Raw genomic sequence first — 13709 nt, 5'->3', positions numbered from 1 at the left:
GCATACACACGCAAGGAGCTGGCACGGTGGAGGTCGAGCAGACGGCACTGCCAGGTATAGGACTGCGGCACGAGTTCACAACACGGTCAGGCAGGCGAATAGGAATCGTCTCTCACCGCACGGGCCGTCGTGACCTGGTGCTATACGACCCGGATGATCCCGACCGCGCATGCGAGACCATAAAACTGAACGACGAGGAGGCCGACGCGCTCGCCGAACTGCTCGGCGCCCCGCGCATCGTACAGCGCCTCAACGCCCTGCACAGCGAGGTCGAGGGGCTGGTCAGCCTGCAGCTGCCGATCGTGCCCGGTTCGCCGTACGCCGGCCGGCCGATGGGTGACGCGCGCGTCCGCACCCGCACCGGCGCCTCCATCGTGGCCGTGGTTCGCGAGGGCCAGGTGTTCGCCAGCCCCGCCCCTGATTTCGGGCTGCTCGGAAACGACGTGGTGGTCGTGGTGGGCAGCCCGGAGAGCACCTCCGCCGTCTCCGACATCCTGTCCGGCGGGTAGGAAACCTGGTGCACACTGCTGTTCTCTTTCTTGAGCTCGGTGCTGTCCTTCTCGGGCTCGGCATCCTCGGCGCACTGGCCCTTAAAGTCGGCATCTCGCCCATCCCCCTGTACCTCCTCGCCGGACTGGCCTTCGGCACCGGCGGCATCCTGCCCCTGGCCACCAGCGAGGAGTTCACCTCCGTCGGCGCCGAGCTCGGCGTCATCCTGCTGCTGCTCACCCTCGGCCTGGAGTACAACGCCTCCGAGCTGGTGACGAGCCTGAAGGGCAACGCCCGCGCGGGCGTGGTCGACCTGGTGCTCAACGCCGCGCCGGGCGCGATCACCGCGCTGCTGCTGGGCTGGGGGCCGGTGGCCGCCATCGCCATGGCCGGCGTCACCTACGCCACCTCCTCCGGCATCACCGCCAAGGTCCTGTCCGACCTGGGGTGGATCGGTAACCGCGAGACACCGGTGGTGCTGTCGCTGCTGGTCTTCGAGGACCTGACGATGGCCGTCTACCTGCCGATCCTCACCGCGGTGCTGGCCGGGCTGAGCTTCGCCAGCGGGGCGATCGCCGTGGCGATCGCACTGGGCACGGTCAGCGTCGTGCTGCTGGTCGCGCTCCGCTACGGCAGGTTCATCGAGGCGTTCGTCTCCAGCCCCAACTCCGAGGTGCTGCTGCTGAAGGTGATCGGGCTCGCGCTGCTGGTCGCCGGAGTGGCCCAGCAGCTCCAGGTCTCCGCCGCGGTCGGCGCCTTCCTGGTCGGCATCGCCCTCTCGGGTGAGCTGGCCGAGGACGCCCAGGAACTGCTCACCCCGATCCGCGACCTGTTCGCCGCGGTGTTCTTCGTCTTCTTCGGCCTTCAGACCGATCCGACCAAGATCCTCCCGGTTGCCGGGCTGGCCGTGCTCCTCGCCGTGATCAGCATGATCACGAAGCTGCTCACCGGCGCCTACGCCGCCCACCGGGCGGGCATCGCCAGAGCCGGACAGGCCCGTGCCGGAATCGCGCTCATCCCCCGGGGCGAGTTCAACATCGTGATCGCCGGTCTCGCGGTGGCCGCCGGGGTCCACCCCGACCTGGGGCCGCTGGCCGCCGCGTACGTGCTCATCCTCGCCGCGTTCGGCCCACTGGCCGCCCGGATCATGCAGCCCTTCATCACCGCCATCGCCAAACGCGCCTGACGCACCCGACCTGACACGTGGGCCCGGCCGCGGCGACGGACGTGGCCGGGCCCACGGGCACTCCTACCTGCCGCCCAGGATCCACAGCCGCAGGTCCGCGCCCTCGCCGGGCACCGCGTGCGCGGCCACCCCTCCGGGGAGCGGTAGGTGCCGGCGATCAGCGCCGCGATTCTGGTGCCCGAGCTGTACGGCTCCCGAGCCGACCCTGATCGCGCTGGTCGCGGCGGCCACCAGGGCGATGAGCACGGCCGGGGCGGCGTTCTCGACCACCTCGCGCAGGCGCGCGTTGGTCGACTTGAGCTCACCGGTGATGGGGTTGGGGCCGTGCACGATGAGGGTGATGGCGAGGAATTTCAACGGTGCTCCTCCAGCCCCAGGTGGCCGCGTAGCGTGGTGGTCTCGTACTCCGCGCGGAGGACTCCGCGCTCCTGCAGCAGCGGGACGACCTTGTCGACGAAGTCGTCCAGGCCGCCGGGGATGAGGTGCGGCACCAGGATGAAGCCGTCGGCGGCGTCGCTCTGCACGAACTCGTCGATCTCCTCGGCGACGCGTGCGGGCGAGCCTACGTGGCGCCGTCGATCTCGTCGAGCCGTGCCTTGCGCTCGCGGGCGCCCCTCGCGTCGTCGTCGAGGAGGACGACGAGGTCCGCGAATATCCTCAGCTCCGCCGCGGCCGGATCGCGCACCTGCCCGGAGATCTCACGTACCTCGCGCACGATGGCCCGCGCCTGCTCACTGTCGTGTGGCGTGACGTAGACGACGTCGGCGCCGCGCGCGGCGAACTCGTACGGGAGCCGGGAGTGGGCCAGCGCGGTGACCAGCGGCTGCCCCTGGGGCGGCCTCGGCACGATGGAGGGCCCCTTGACCGTGAAACTCGTCCCCTCGAAGGCGACGTGGTGGAGTCTGTCCCGGTCGACGAACCGGCCGGTGGCCACGTCGCGGATGACCGCGTCGTCCTCCCAGCTGTCCCAGAGGCGCCGCACGGCCTCGACGGCGTCGGCGGCGTCGGCGAACAACTCCCGCACGACGCCCGCCTTGTCGAGGTCACCGAGGTCCTCGGGGCGGAGCTCGGGAACCTCCCGGCGGCCGAAGTGGGCCGCCTCGGTGCGGCGCCCGGAGATCTGGGCGCGCCATCCGGCCCGCCCGGTGCTGGCGTAGTCGAGGGTGGCGATGGAGCTCGCGACGTGGAAGGGCTCGGTGTGCGTGGTGGTCGCCGTGGGCACCAGCCCGATCCGGCTGGTCAGGGGGGCGATCCTGGAGGCCACCAGGACGGCGTCGAGCCGGCCGCGCACCTGGTCGACACGGCCGTCGTGGCCGTCCAGAAGAGTGGTCTGCAGGGCGAGGGAGTCCTCGATGGTCACGAAGTCGAGCAGGCCGTGCTCGGCTTCGGCCACCAGTTGGGCCCAGTAGGCGGCGGTGAACAGGGCTTTCGGGGAGGCGGCGGGGTCACGCCAGGCCGCGGGATGCCATCCGGCGCCGTCGAGAGCGACGGCGAGATGCAGGGGAACTGCCGACATACAACGACGGTAACATTAAAACCCGTAATCTCTACATGTTTAGTTGGTTGTATCGCGAGAGGTCGACCGGCAGGCCCGGCGTGTCCCGAGGCACGCTTCCGGAAGCCCTGGCTCGGAGTAGATCTCCATGGCGCGGACCTTCGCGGAACACCCCCGGAGCACCCCTCCCAGAGGTCGCCTTCCTGCCGCCGCCGCCGGGATCTGGTAGGCATTTGTCCCGTGACGCGTTTGCTGACGGTCCTCGCGACCGCCCTCCCCCTCCTGGCGGCCACCACTCCGGCCTCCGCCACCGCCCCCGGCAAGCCGCATGTCCCGGCCGGGGTGACCGCCGGTTACGTGGTCTTCGACCGGCAGACCACGAAGGTGACCGAGTACCGCAACGCGCATCGGAGGTTCCGGTCGGCGTCGGTGGTGAAGATCCTCATCGCGATCGACCATCTGGAGTCGCACAGCGGCGTCTCCACGAAGGACCTGGCGCTGCTCAAGGTCATGCTGCGGGTCAGCGACGACGCCGCCGCGACCTCCTTCTGGAGCAGAGGCGGTCAGGGAAGGATCATCCAGCGGATGGCGCGCAAGCTACAACTCACCGACACCGCTCCCCCACCGGCCGACAAACCAGGCTTCTGGGGCTACACCTCGCTCAGCGCGATGGACGTCGTCAAGACCTACCGCTACCTGCTCGACCGGGCCGACCCCAAGGTCAGCGCTCTGATCCTGGGCCACCTGCGCAGGGCCGGGCAGTGCGGCTCCGACGGCTTCGACCAGTACTTCGGCATCCCCCGCGGGGTGCGCGGGCCGTGGGCGGTCAAGCAGGGCTGGTCGGGGTACGGCTCCACACCCCCGGTCCGCTGCCGCCCGGCGACCTCCCCCGCCGCCCGCACCGCCTCCGCCGCCTTCACCTCCGCCTCTCCGGCTACGGTGGCCCTGGGCGCCGCCGCACCGAGCGGGGTCACCACGGCGGCACCCACCGGGGCCGGGCCCGTGCCCGACCTGGACCGTCCCGTACTGCACAGCACCGGCCTCGTCGGCCCCGGGGAGCGCTGGATCATGGTCCTGCTGACCGCCCACCCGGCCGGGGCCACCTGGCAGCGCTCCACCGGCCAGACGACAAAGCTGGCCCGGGAGGTCCATCTCAGCGGGACCTCCTGACCACCGGCTCCCCGAAGTGGGCGGCCGCGACCCGCTTGGGCACGACCATCCGCCAGGCGTCCTCGACCAGCTCGCGCAGCTCGGTCGCGTCGATCGCCGCGAGCCGGACCCGCACCCAGTTGTAACGCTCGTCGGAGGGCCGGGGCATCTGGAACGTCTCCGGCGCGGACGCGATCAGCGCGGCCCGCTCCTCCTTGGGGAAGGCGAATCCCATCGAGGTCTCGTCGGGCGAGATCGCGGCGTAGACGATCCGGCCCACCCGGAACGTCACCCGGTCCCTGACGACCCTCTCCTCGGTCCTGGGCAACGCCATGGCGACGCGGCGCACGTCGTCGGCCGTGATCATCGTGACGACTCGTCGAGGGAGGCGATGACCCGGCGCAGAGTCCGTTGCAGGTCGAGAACCTCCGAGGGCGCGAGCCCGGCGGCCTCGAAGATCCGGCCGGGGACGTCGCACGCCCGCTCCCCCAGCTCGACGCCCTCAGGCGTGGGCCGTACCAGCACGGAGCGCTCGTCGGAGGCGCTGCGTTCGCGGCCCACCAGGCCCGCCGCCTCCAGCCTCTTCAGCAGCGGCGACAGGGTGCCCGAGTCGAGCCGCAAGGTGAGGCCGAGCTCCTTGACCGTCACCGGCCCGCGCTCCCAGAGCACCGTCATCACCAGGTACTGCGGGTAGGTGAGGCCCAGCTCGCGCAGCACCCTGCGGTAGACCGCGTCCAGCGCCCGCGAGGCCGCGTGCACGTCGAAACAGACGAGGTTCTCGACGGAGATCTTCACGATCCCGATTATACCGAACTTGACTGTTACCAACTAAATTGCACACAATTAAGTTGTCCAAAACCGAGAAGGGGATCCTGATGAGTACGCTCTACACCGCCATCGCCACCGCCAACGGCAGGGAAGGCCGGGCGGTCTCGTCCGACAAGCGCCTCGACGTGACCCTCGCGCCGCCGTGGGAGATGGGCGGCTCCGGCGAGGGCACCAATCCCGAGCAGCTGTTCGCGGCCGGCTACGCCGCCTGCTTCGCCGGCGCGCTCCAGCTGGTCGGCCGGAGGGAGCAGGCCGACGTCTCCGAGGCGTCGGTGACCGCCGAGGTGAGCCTCCACCCGGAGGGCAGGGGCTTCGCGCTCGGGGTGACGCTGCGCGTCGAGCTGCCCGACGAACTGCACGGCGAGACCGGCACCGCCCTCGTGGAGGCCGCCCACCAGGTCTGCCCCTACTCCAACGCGACCCGCGGCAACATCCCGGTCAACCTGGTGATCGAGTAACCGCGATCAGGGAAGGGGCCGGCGACCGGCGAAGCCCAGCTCGTCGCGGTGGTACCAGGCCAGGTCGCGGTCTCCTTCGAGCCAGCACAACCGCACCGAAACCCCGTCGAGCACCGAGGGGAAGTCGACGAGCAAGGGCGCGACGCCCTTGACCTCGACGCCCCGCTCCTCGAACCAGCCGAGGATCTCCTCCAGCCTGGCCTCGTACGCCTTCGCCTCGGCCAGCCCGCCGGCTTCCGAGGTGCCGGTGCTGCGGAGCTCGTACGCGAGCTCGGCCAGTTCTCCCCGCATCGTCACGAACGCGGCGGCCCGCTCCAGCAGCGCGGGCATGAGCGCCCGCGCCTCCTCGACGGTGAAGATCCCATCCACCCCTGCACGCTAGCGCGTCCCCGCCCGAGGCGTGCAGGGGGCCGGGAATTCCGTCAGCATAAGCTGACAAAAATGAATCCGTCAGCTTATGCTGACACCATGGGATCGCTGAGCGAGTTCTCCGAGGCCGTCGACGGCAAGGACCCGGTGGCGGCACTGGCGGCCGTGGCGGCGCTGCGCAGGCTCCTGGAGGAGCTGGAGGCGGCGCACGTCATCGAGGCCAGGACCCGGGGCTCGTCCTGGGAGGCCATCGCCGCGGCGCTCGGCGTCAGGCGGCAGACGGCGCACCGCAAGCACGCACACCGGATCATCGACGGCGGGAGCTGACAATGTTCGCGAGGTTCACCCCCGAGGCCCGGCGGACCACGGTCCGGGCCGGGCTGCTGGCACTCGACCACGGCCGCACCACGCTCGACGAGGACATGCTCCTGCTCGCCCTGGCGGAGTCATGGCCGGCTGCGGGTTTCGGTGTCACCCCGGAGGCGGTCCGCACGGAGATCGGGGAGCGCGAGGCGGCACGGGGCCTGGCGGGCGACCGCGAACTGCTGGCCGCCATCGGCGTCGACCTGGACGAGATCAGGCGGCGCCTGCCCTCCCGGCGGGACGACCCTCTGGCGTGGCGGCTGTCGCGCTCCCGGCTGCGCCCGCTGAACGTGGTGCTCAGCGGCCCGGCCGGAGACCTGCCCCTCACCGCGAGGGCGAGGAAGGTCGTCGAGGTCGCCGTCAGCACCGGCGGCCACCCCGGGGTGACCGGGGAGGACCTGCTCAAGGGCCTGCTGGCCGACGGCTCGAACGCCTCGGTCTCCATCCTGCACCGCCTCGGCGTCGACCTCCGCGGTCTCGCCGCGAGCATCGGCTTCCTGCACCGGTCGGCCTGAGCGCTCCCGGACGCCCAGGCCCGAACAAGAGCCGGTGTCCCGCCGGGACGGTCAGGTCAGGTCAGGTCGGCGGCGGCCGCGATCGGGGTGAGCAGATCCAGCGCGGTCAGACCTCGATCCCGTAGAAGCGCGCGGCCGTGCCTCCGAGTACGGCCGCGCGGTCGTTCTCGCCAAGGTCCGCGAGCAGCACGCCCGTCTCCCGCCACACCTTGGCGTAGTCTCCGGCGAGGACGGCCACCGGCCAGTCACTGCCGAACATCAGCCGGTCGGGGCCGAACGCCTCGATCGCGTGGTCGACGTAGGGGCGGAGGTCCTCGGCGGTCCAGGTCTCGGCGTCGGCGGCGGTGTTGAGGCCGGACACCTTGGCGTGCACATTGGGATGCTCGGCGGCTCGGGCGATCAGCGACGCCCACGGCTCCCAGCCCTTCTCCCTGATCGGCGGCTTGGCCAGGTGGTCGATGACCAGCCGCAGCCCGGGGACACGCTCGGCGAGGACCGGCACGTGCTCCAGGTGCCTGGGCAGCACCGCGACCACGTCGAACGGCAGCCCCGCAGCCGCGAGGAGGCCCAGCCCCTCGACCACCGAGTCCTGGATCACCCAGTCGGGGTCGGGATCGTCGTGGATGAGATGCCTGACCCCGGCGAACCTCGGGTGCCGTCCATAGCGCTTCAGCGCCTCGGCGGCCTCGTCCGGCCGGTTCAGCGGAACCCAGCCCACCACGGCGGCGATGAAGTCATGGGCGTCCGCCTGCGCCAGCATCGCGTCGGTGTCGGCGTAGGTGTCGGCGGCCTGGACCAGCACGGTCCGCTCCACACCTGCGGTGGCGAGCTGCCCGAGGAGCTCTTCGGGGGCGAAGGTGCGGTGGATCGGCCCCGCCTCCGGCGTCAACCAGGCGTAGGAACCCGTCTCCAGGTTCCAGAAGTGCTGGTGGGCATCGATGACGGCCATCCACCGCTCCTTTCCGATCAATCGTTTGAGTTTGCACAAGCTAGGACGCTCCAACGGGGGTGTCAACGCCGCTGGACCCGGGGAGTTCGTCAGCGGGGCGGTGGCTGTACGAACTCCAGGGTGATCTCGTCCGGGTCGAGGAATAGCAGGGCGGTGATCTCGTTGGGCGGCGAGACGAACTGATACGGGCCGGTGCCGGACACTCGCTCCCCCGAGACGAGTGTCCGGCACCGGCTCGCACCCCCGCCGCCCGGTCTCCCGCTATGCCGGTGACATCACCGGGTCGTCCGAGCGCGCGGCGGGCGGCGGGGTGTCGTCGCCGTCATCGTCGCCGTCATCGTCGTCGTCATCGTCGTCGTCATCGTCGTCGTCGTCCAGGAGGGTCGTCTCGTCGAACGGGACCCTCCCCGCCAGCACCTCGGCCGCGCGCTCCCGGTCGAACTCCCCGGTCCAGGTGCCGACCAGGACCGTGGCGACCGCGTTGCCCGCGAAGTTGGTCAGCGCCCGTGCCTCGGACATGAAGCGGTCGATGCCGACGATGAGACCGACGCCGTCGACCAGGTCGGGGCGGTGGGACTGCAGGCCCCCGGCGAGGGTGGCCAGGCCGGCGCCGGTGACCCCGGCGGCGCCCTTCGACGCGATCATCATGAAGACCAGCAGGGAGACCTGCTCGCCGAAGGCGAGCGGCGCGCCGGTGGCGCTCGCGACGAACAGCGTGGCCATGGTGAGGTAGATGGCGGTGCCGTCCAGGTTGAAGGAGTAGCCGGTCGGCACGGTGATCCCGACGACCGGCCTGCTCACGCCGAGGTGCTCCATCTTGGCGATCAGCCGCGGCAGCGCCGACTCCGACGACGAGGTCGACAGGATCAGCAGGAACTCCCTGCCCAGGTAGCGCAGGAGCGAGAACAGGCCGACCCGCGCCACCAGCCAGAGCATCGGACCGAGGATGACGAACACGAAGAGCAGGCAGGTCACGTAGAAGGCGAGCATGATGACGCCGAGGCTCTTGAGCGCGTCCACGCCGGTGGCGCCGACGACCGCGGCCATCGCGCCGAAGGCACCGACGGGGGCGGCCCACATGATCATGGCGAGGATCCGGAAGACGAGCCGCTGGATGTGCGTGATGCCGTTCAGCACGGGCCTGCCGCGCTCGCCCATCGCCTGCAGGGCGAACCCGGCGAGCAACGCGACGAGAAGGGTCTGCAGCACCTCACCCTCGGTGAACGCCGACACCAGCGTGGTGGGGATGATTCCGAGCAGGAACGTCACCGTGTCGCTCTCACCGCCCTTGGCCGCCTCGGCCTCGGCGGCCTTGCGGAGCTCGTCGGTGAGCGCGAGGCCCTGCCCGGGGTCGATCAGGTTGCCCACGATCAGGCCGATGCCCAGCGCGACCGTCGACATGGCGAGAAAGTAGCCGAGTGCGAGACCGCCGACCTTGCCGACCTTGGCGGCCTTGGTGACGGATCCGACGCCGAGCACGATGGTGCAGAAGATGATCGGGCTGATCATCATCTTGATCAGGCCGACGAAGGCGGTGCCGAGTGGCTTCAGCTCCTTGCCGAGATCGGGAGCGACGAGCCCGACCGTGACGCCGGCGATCACTGCGGCGATCACGGCTATGTACAGGTAGTGTGTTCGGTCTCGGGCCGCGCTCATGCGTGTCTCCACCGTGGTAGAAGAAAAATCCGGTCGAGCGACTATCCGCCGGCGCTGTGATCTAAGTCACCATTGCGTACATTTCGTTCGTGAACTTGCGGGAGCTTTCCAAACAGGTGCGCGGCTGGAGTCTGGCCAGGCAGATGCTGGCGCTGCAGATCGTCGTCGTGGGCGTCACCGTGACCGGTGGCGCGCTGCTCGCCTTCCTGCAGATGCGCGACCTGCTCGTCGAGGAGGCCGTCGGCACCGCCAGGGCGGTGACGGTCAGCGTGGCCGACTCCCCCTCCGTCCTCGCCTCCCTGGGCGACTCGACGGTCCTGCAGCCGTACGCGGAACGGGTGAGGCGGGAGACCGGGGTCGACTTCATCACGATCATGAGCCTGGACGGCGTGCGCTACACGCATCCCAACCCGGCCCAGATCGGCCACCGCTTCCTCGGCAACACCGCGCCCGCCCTGGCCGGGCAGACCTTCACCGAGACCTACACCGGCACGCTCGGCCCCTCGGTCCGCGCCGTCGCCCCGGTCCGTGACGACCGCGGCCGGGTGAGGGCCCTGGTCAGCGCGGGCATCACGATCAACAAGATCAGCGTCAGGCTCCGCGGCCAGATCGCCGGCGCCGCGCTGATCGGCCTGCTCGGCCTGTCCCTCGGTGGGGCGGGCACCTACCTGGTCGGGGCCCGGCTACGCCGCCAGACCCACGGCATGGGCCCCACCGAGCTGAGCCGGATGTACGAGTACCACGACGCGATCCTGCACGCCGTACGGGAGGGACTGCTGCTCGTCGACGACGCGGGCAGGGTGACGCTCTGCAACGACGGCGCCAGGGAGCTCCTGGGCCTCGCCGGCGAGGTGAACGGACGGCACGTCACCGAGCTGGGCCTTCCCTCCGCACTGGGCGAGCGGCTCTCGACGGCCGAGAACCGCACCGACGAGATCCATATGACCGGGGAGCGGACGCTGGTGGTGAACGCGGCGGTGGTCCGCTCCGGCAACCGCTCGCTCGGCACCGTGGTCACCCTCCGCGACCACACCGAACTGCAGTCCCTGGCCGGGCAACTGGACGCCGAGCGAGGCTTCGCCGACTCCCTGCGGGCCGCCGCGCACGAGTCGGCCAACCGGCTTCACACGGTCATCACCCTCGTCGAACTGGGCCGCGCCGAGCAGGCCGTGGCGTTCGCGACCGCGGAGATCAGGGCCGCACAGCAGCTCACCGACCGGGTGGTGGGCGCCGTACGCGAACCCGTGCTCGCCGCGCTGCTGCTGGGCAAGAGCGCCGAGGCCGGGGAACGGGGGGTGGAGCTGGCGATCGCCGCGGACAGCGAGCTCGACGACCTCGGCCTGGACACCCGCGATCTGGTGACGATCGTCGGCAACCTGATAGACAACGCGGCCGAAGCGGCCATGGCGGGAACCCGGCCCGCCCGGGTGGAGGTGCGGCTGCGCGCCGACGAGACGGCCTTCGTGATCAGCGTGGCCGACAGCGGCCCGGGGCTCGACCCCGCGACGGCGGGCGAAGCCTTCCGCAGGGGATGGACCACCAAGGGCGACGGCCGTGGCCTCGGGCTGGCCATGGTCGGCCAGGCGGTCCGCCGCCTGGGCGGAACCGTCGAGGTCGGCGGGACCGTCGAGGCCGGTCACCCGGTGCGGGTGCCCCATGCGACGGGGGCGGCCCATACCGTCCCGGAGAGCGAGACGGGCGCGGTGTTCACCGTACGGCTGCCGCTGCGCGGAAAGGAAGTGTGATGATCTCGGTACTGGTGGTCGAGGACGAGGAGATCACCGCCGAGGCGAACCGGGTCTTCGTGGAGCGGGTGCCCGGCTTCCGGGTGGCGGGGGTGGCCAGGTCCGGCGGGGAGGCGCTGCGCTTCCTGCGGCGCCACCCGGTCGATCTGATCCTGCTCGACCTCTACCTGCCCGACATGCACGGTCTTGAGGTGTGCCGGACGCTGCGGGCGGCGGGCGTGATGTCGGACGTCATAGCGGTCACCTCGGCACGGGACCTGTCGGTGGTCAGGTCCGCGGTCTCCGTCGGCGTGGCCCAGTATCTGCTCAAGCCGTTCACCTTCGCCTCGCTCAAGGAGAAGCTCACCCACTACGCGGAGTTCCGCTCGTCGGTGGAGGGCCTGGGAGAGGCCAGTGGCCAGGGTGAGGTGGACCGCACGCTGGCGGCGCTGCGGGGCCCGGCGCAGAGCCTCCTGCCCAAGGGGATGACCCAGGCCACTCTCGACGCCGTGCTGGCGGAGCTGCGCAAATCCCCCGGCGGCCGGTCGGCCCAGACCACCGGGGCGGCGATCGGCGTCTCCCGGGTGACCGCCCGCCGTTATCTGGAGCACCTGACGGAGAGCGGAATCACCCGCCGGGTTCCCCAGTACGGTGGGGTCGGCCGGCCCGAGCTGCTCTACCGGGTCGTTTGACGCCCTCCGGAAGCACCGCGGCGCCGGACCTGGTAGGAAAAAGGGCAGCCCGCCCTGTCACCCGCGGGCGAAGGAGCCGGCCATGACCTTTTTCACCACCTCATCGAGGCTGCTCGGGACGGTGTTCGTCGTCCAGGTGCTCGGAGAGCTCGACTACCGGCACGCCCCCGTCTTCCGCCTGGAGATGGAGAAGGCCTGGGAGGTCGAAGCGCCTTCCCTGATCGTGGCCGATGTCACGGGGCTCACCTTCTGCGACTCCACCGGGGTCGCGGAGCTGATCCTGGCGCTCCAGCGAAGTCGCGCTCTGGGTGTCCGTCTGGCGCTCGTCGGCGTGCACGGCACCCTGGAGCGCATCCTCGCCATCACCGGCCTGCGCCCCTCCTTCGAGGTCTTCACCTCTGTCGAGGAGGCGCTGCAGGAGGCCTGATCAGCTGTTGCCGTTGTCCAGCGGCACCCGGGGGGCGTCGATGATGACATCCGAGAAGATGTCGACCGCCAGGGCGACCACTCCGCCGATCGCGACGATCCCGGCCCCGATCCAGAAGAACATCCAGTTGGGGCCGAGGCACAGGGCCACGCCTCCCACGGTGAACCCCAGCAGAATGATGATCACCGCAAGCCAAGACTTCGGACTTCCTCCGTGGCTTCCAGCCATGAGCCTTTCCTCTCCACATGAATCAGTGATGCGCGCCGTCCACCGCGGCGATCACCCGGTTCAGCGACCGGTGGAGCTCCTGGAGCTCCTCCAGGTTCATTCCCAGACGCCTGACGATCGCCGGCGGAACCTTCTCCGCCTCGTCCCGCAGCCCTCGGCCCTCCGGCGTGAGCGAGACTGCCAGGACACGCTGGTCCTGGCCGTCACGCTGCCTCCGGATGTAGCCAACGGCCTCGAGACGCTTCAGCAGCGGGGACAGCGTACCGGGGTCGAGTCTCAGTAGCTTGCTCAGCTCCTTGACCGACAGCGGCGCCTGCTCCCAGAGTGCGAGCATGACCAGATACTGGGGGTGGGTCAGCCCCATCGGCTCCAGCAGCGGCCGGTAGACCCCGATGACGTTGCGCGAGGCGACCGCCAGCGCGAAGCACACCTGGCTCTCCAGGCTCAGGGGATCAGTCATGTCACTCACGCACACCTCCACCCGACATAGTACGATAATTAATACACAAACTATTATCGCCCCAAGCATCGGCGAGCAAAGGATCCCCATGTTTCACAGCAAGTCGATCGAGGAGCGGATCGCCGAGCGCCAGGCCGCGCGCCCCGCGCTCAAGGAGGGCCGGCACTTCGAGCACGGCCCGGCGAAGTTCGTCTTCGTCTTCGTGATCGTCTTCGTGGTCGTCGGCCACCTCGCCGGACTGCTGCTGCTGATGGCCATGGACCTGAACTAGAGGGAGTGCCCGCCCTCCCGTGTCACCTCACGTCCCGGCCGCCGCCAAAGGCACCGTCGGCGACCGGCCCTCGCGGTCAGACCCGGACGCGTTCCAGCCAGCCGGACCCATGTTCGAAACATGAGAGGATGAGGTCCGGCTGGCCAGGGTGGGACCGTCCGCCCGGATCAGCCGGATCGGCCAGATCAGGAGGTCTGCATGTCTGACGTCACGCCGGAGGAGCCTGAGAGTTCCGACGACGAACTGAAGCGCAAGTTCCGCGAGGCCCTGGAGCGCAAGAAGCTCGCCCAGGCGGACGCGAACGCCGGGGGCAAGGGGAAGAACGCCTCGAAGATCCACGGTGCTCACGGCCCGGCTGCGGCCAAGCGCTCCTTCCGCCGCAAGAGCGGTGGCTGAGCCGCGTATCCGAACCGGGTCCGGATGCCCCGGACCGACCGCCGCCCCGCTGGC

General features: G+C 70.3%; 21 protein-coding genes. 11 read left to right on the top strand and 10 right to left on the bottom strand.

All coding sequences use genetic code 11. The annotated features are described in order from the left end of the window. The first annotated feature begins 26 nt into the window (after positions 1 to 26). Positions 27 to 509 (top strand): cation:proton antiporter regulatory subunit, encoded by a 483-nt coding sequence (locus ACQP0P_RS20095; RefSeq protein ID WP_355551681.1) that lies wholly within the window; start codon positions 27 to 29, stop codon positions 507 to 509. 8 nt (positions 510 to 517) lie between these two features. Then, complete coding sequence (locus ACQP0P_RS20090) at positions 518 to 1675, top strand: cation:proton antiporter (RefSeq protein WP_433379060.1); 1158 nt, start codon at positions 518 to 520, stop codon at positions 1673 to 1675. 63 nt (positions 1676 to 1738) lie between these two features. Here the strand turns inward: ACQP0P_RS20090 and ACQP0P_RS20085 are convergent, their stop codons facing one another. Genes ACQP0P_RS20085 through ACQP0P_RS20075 form a run of 3 tightly spaced genes read right to left on the bottom strand, consistent with a single transcriptional unit; the run spans position 1739 to position 3191 of the window. Further along, positions 1739 to 2032 (bottom strand): hypothetical protein, encoded by a 294-nt coding sequence (locus ACQP0P_RS20085; RefSeq protein ID WP_433379057.1) that lies wholly within the window; start codon positions 2030 to 2032, stop codon positions 1739 to 1741. Continuing rightward, positions 2029 to 2199 carry a hypothetical protein gene (locus ACQP0P_RS20080; RefSeq protein WP_433379054.1) on the bottom strand — a complete coding sequence of 57 codons (171 nt, stop codon included), beginning with the start codon at positions 2197 to 2199 and terminating at the stop codon, positions 2029 to 2031. Before ACQP0P_RS20080 ends, ACQP0P_RS20085 begins: the two co-directional genes overlap by 4 nt. A 38-nt stretch (positions 2200 to 2237) precedes the next feature. Next, positions 2238 to 3191, bottom strand: coding sequence for an LLM class flavin-dependent oxidoreductase (locus ACQP0P_RS20075; protein WP_433379051.1), 954 nt, complete (start codon positions 3189 to 3191; stop codon positions 2238 to 2240). 219 nt (positions 3192 to 3410) lie between these two features. Here ACQP0P_RS20075 and ACQP0P_RS20070 point away from each other — a divergent pair, with 219 nt between their 5' ends. Then, a complete protein-coding gene (locus ACQP0P_RS20070) occupies positions 3411 to 4340 on the top strand; it encodes a hypothetical protein (protein ID WP_433379048.1) in 930 nt (309 codons plus the stop codon). Here ACQP0P_RS20070 and ACQP0P_RS20065 read toward each other — a convergent pair. Together ACQP0P_RS20065 and ACQP0P_RS20060 are read right to left on the bottom strand one after the other, a co-directional pair. Then, complete coding sequence (locus tag ACQP0P_RS20065; protein WP_433379046.1) at positions 4324 to 4686, bottom strand: MmcQ/YjbR family DNA-binding protein; 363 nt, start codon at positions 4684 to 4686, stop codon at positions 4324 to 4326. The two genes, ACQP0P_RS20070 and ACQP0P_RS20065, sit on opposite strands and share 17 nt — an antisense overlap. Then, entirely contained in the window at positions 4683 to 5108 is a 426-nt protein-coding gene (locus ACQP0P_RS20060; protein ID WP_350957749.1) for a MarR family winged helix-turn-helix transcriptional regulator, read from the bottom strand. Before ACQP0P_RS20060 ends, ACQP0P_RS20065 begins: the two co-directional genes overlap by 4 nt. A gap of 86 nt (positions 5109 to 5194) precedes the next feature. Here ACQP0P_RS20060 and ACQP0P_RS20055 point away from each other — a divergent pair, with 86 nt between their 5' ends. Next, positions 5195 to 5605 (top strand): organic hydroperoxide resistance protein, encoded by a 411-nt coding sequence (locus tag ACQP0P_RS20055; protein ID WP_433379043.1) that lies wholly within the window; start codon positions 5195 to 5197, stop codon positions 5603 to 5605. Positions 5606 to 5611: 6 nt separating this feature from the next. Here ACQP0P_RS20055 and ACQP0P_RS20050 read toward each other — a convergent pair whose 3' ends face one another. Beyond that, entirely contained in the window at positions 5612 to 5974 is a 363-nt protein-coding gene (locus ACQP0P_RS20050; RefSeq protein WP_433379040.1) for a DUF2203 domain-containing protein, read from the bottom strand. A gap of 99 nt (positions 5975 to 6073) precedes the next feature. On the opposite strand from ACQP0P_RS20050, the gene ACQP0P_RS20045 reads away from it, so the two are divergent. Both ACQP0P_RS20045 and ACQP0P_RS20040 read left to right on the top strand, forming a co-directional pair. After that, a complete protein-coding gene (locus ACQP0P_RS20045; RefSeq protein WP_433379037.1) occupies positions 6074 to 6301 on the top strand; it encodes a hypothetical protein in 228 nt (75 codons plus the stop codon). A 2-nt stretch (positions 6302 to 6303) separates the two neighbouring features. After that, positions 6304 to 6852: a Clp protease N-terminal domain-containing protein gene (locus ACQP0P_RS20040; protein ID WP_433379034.1), complete on the top strand. Its 549-nt coding sequence runs from the start codon at positions 6304 to 6306 to the stop codon at positions 6850 to 6852. A 106-nt stretch (positions 6853 to 6958) separates the two neighbouring features. Here ACQP0P_RS20040 and ACQP0P_RS20035 read toward each other — a convergent pair whose 3' ends face one another. Then, positions 6959 to 7801 (bottom strand): amidohydrolase family protein, encoded by an 843-nt coding sequence (locus ACQP0P_RS20035; protein ID WP_433379031.1) that lies wholly within the window; start codon positions 7799 to 7801, stop codon positions 6959 to 6961. Between the two features lie 261 nt (positions 7802 to 8062). Further along, positions 8063 to 9457, bottom strand: coding sequence for a cation:dicarboxylate symporter family transporter (locus tag ACQP0P_RS20030; RefSeq protein ID WP_433379028.1), 1395 nt, complete (start codon positions 9455 to 9457; stop codon positions 8063 to 8065). 89 nt (positions 9458 to 9546) lie between these two features. Between ACQP0P_RS20030 and ACQP0P_RS20025 the strand changes: the two genes are divergently transcribed. The 3 genes from ACQP0P_RS20025 (at position 9547) to ACQP0P_RS20015 (ending at position 12300) form a co-directional block, all read left to right on the top strand. Next, positions 9547 to 11202 carry a sensor histidine kinase gene (locus ACQP0P_RS20025; RefSeq protein ID WP_433379024.1) on the top strand — a complete coding sequence of 552 codons (1656 nt, stop codon included), beginning with the start codon at positions 9547 to 9549 and terminating at the stop codon, positions 11200 to 11202. After that, positions 11202 to 11873, top strand: a complete 672-nt coding sequence (locus ACQP0P_RS20020) for a response regulator (RefSeq protein ID WP_433379021.1) — start codon at positions 11202 to 11204, stop codon at positions 11871 to 11873. The genes ACQP0P_RS20025 and ACQP0P_RS20020 overlap by 1 nt, the downstream gene beginning before the upstream one ends. An 82-nt stretch (positions 11874 to 11955) precedes the next feature. After that, positions 11956 to 12300, top strand: a complete 345-nt coding sequence (locus ACQP0P_RS20015) for an anti-sigma factor antagonist (protein WP_433379018.1) — start codon at positions 11956 to 11958, stop codon at positions 12298 to 12300. Here ACQP0P_RS20015 and ACQP0P_RS20010 read toward each other — a convergent pair whose 3' ends face one another. Together ACQP0P_RS20010 and ACQP0P_RS20005 are read right to left on the bottom strand one after the other, a co-directional pair. After that, on the bottom strand, positions 12301 to 12486 hold the full coding sequence (locus tag ACQP0P_RS20010; RefSeq protein ID WP_433379015.1) for an HGxxPAAW family protein: 186 nt from the start codon (positions 12484 to 12486) through the stop codon (positions 12301 to 12303). It lies immediately after the preceding gene. A gap of 64 nt (positions 12487 to 12550) precedes the next feature. Further along, a complete protein-coding gene (locus ACQP0P_RS20005; protein WP_433379012.1) occupies positions 12551 to 12988 on the bottom strand; it encodes a MarR family winged helix-turn-helix transcriptional regulator in 438 nt (145 codons plus the stop codon). Positions 12989 to 13076: 88 nt separating this feature from the next. Between ACQP0P_RS20005 and ACQP0P_RS20000 the strand changes: the two genes are divergently transcribed. Together ACQP0P_RS20000 and ACQP0P_RS19995 are read left to right on the top strand one after the other, a co-directional pair. Further along, positions 13077 to 13259, top strand: coding sequence for a hypothetical protein (locus tag ACQP0P_RS20000; protein WP_350927369.1), 183 nt, complete (start codon positions 13077 to 13079; stop codon positions 13257 to 13259). Between the two features lie 198 nt (positions 13260 to 13457). Then, positions 13458 to 13655 carry a DUF5302 domain-containing protein gene (locus ACQP0P_RS19995; RefSeq protein WP_343960976.1) on the top strand — a complete coding sequence of 66 codons (198 nt, stop codon included), beginning with the start codon at positions 13458 to 13460 and terminating at the stop codon, positions 13653 to 13655. Positions 13656 to 13709: the final 54 nt, after the last annotated feature.

This window comes from Streptosporangium sp. CA-115845 (assembly GCF_050943795.1).
Taxonomy (GTDB): Bacteria; Actinomycetota; Actinomycetes; order Streptosporangiales; family Streptosporangiaceae; genus Streptosporangium.
The sequence above is the reverse complement of the archived record's forward strand: the minus strand, read 5'-3'. Positions and strand labels throughout refer to the sequence as shown.

Bases quoted from the DNA above. Each gene is read 5' to 3' on its own strand.
- ACQP0P_RS20075 (WP_433379051.1), bottom strand. From the start codon at position 3,191: ATGTCGGCAGTTCCCCTGCATCTCGCCGTCGCTCTCGACGGCGCCGGA.
- ACQP0P_RS20000 (WP_350927369.1), top strand. From the start codon at position 13,077: ATGTTTCACAGCAAGTCGATCGAGGAGCGGATCGCCGAGCGCCAGGCC.
- ACQP0P_RS20040 (WP_433379034.1), top strand. From the start codon at position 6,304: ATGTTCGCGAGGTTCACCCCCGAGGCCCGGCGGACCACGGTCCGGGCC.
- ACQP0P_RS20065 (WP_433379046.1), bottom strand. From the start codon at position 4,686: ATGATCACGGCCGACGACGTGCGCCGCGTCGCCATGGCGTTGCCCAGG.
- ACQP0P_RS20020 (WP_433379021.1), top strand. From the start codon at position 11,202: ATGATCTCGGTACTGGTGGTCGAGGACGAGGAGATCACCGCCGAGGCG.
- ACQP0P_RS20015 (WP_433379018.1), top strand. From the start codon at position 11,956: ATGACCTTTTTCACCACCTCATCGAGGCTGCTCGGGACGGTGTTCGTC.
- ACQP0P_RS20045 (WP_433379037.1), top strand. From the start codon at position 6,074: ATGGGATCGCTGAGCGAGTTCTCCGAGGCCGTCGACGGCAAGGACCCG.
- ACQP0P_RS19995 (WP_343960976.1), top strand. From the start codon at position 13,458: ATGTCTGACGTCACGCCGGAGGAGCCTGAGAGTTCCGACGACGAACTG.
- ACQP0P_RS20005 (WP_433379012.1), bottom strand. From the start codon at position 12,988: ATGACTGATCCCCTGAGCCTGGAGAGCCAGGTGTGCTTCGCGCTGGCG.
- ACQP0P_RS20035 (WP_433379031.1), bottom strand. From the start codon at position 7,801: ATGGCCGTCATCGATGCCCACCAGCACTTCTGGAACCTGGAGACGGGT.
- ACQP0P_RS20055 (WP_433379043.1), top strand. From the start codon at position 5,195: ATGAGTACGCTCTACACCGCCATCGCCACCGCCAACGGCAGGGAAGGC.
- ACQP0P_RS20030 (WP_433379028.1), bottom strand. From the start codon at position 9,457: ATGAGCGCGGCCCGAGACCGAACACACTACCTGTACATAGCCGTGATC.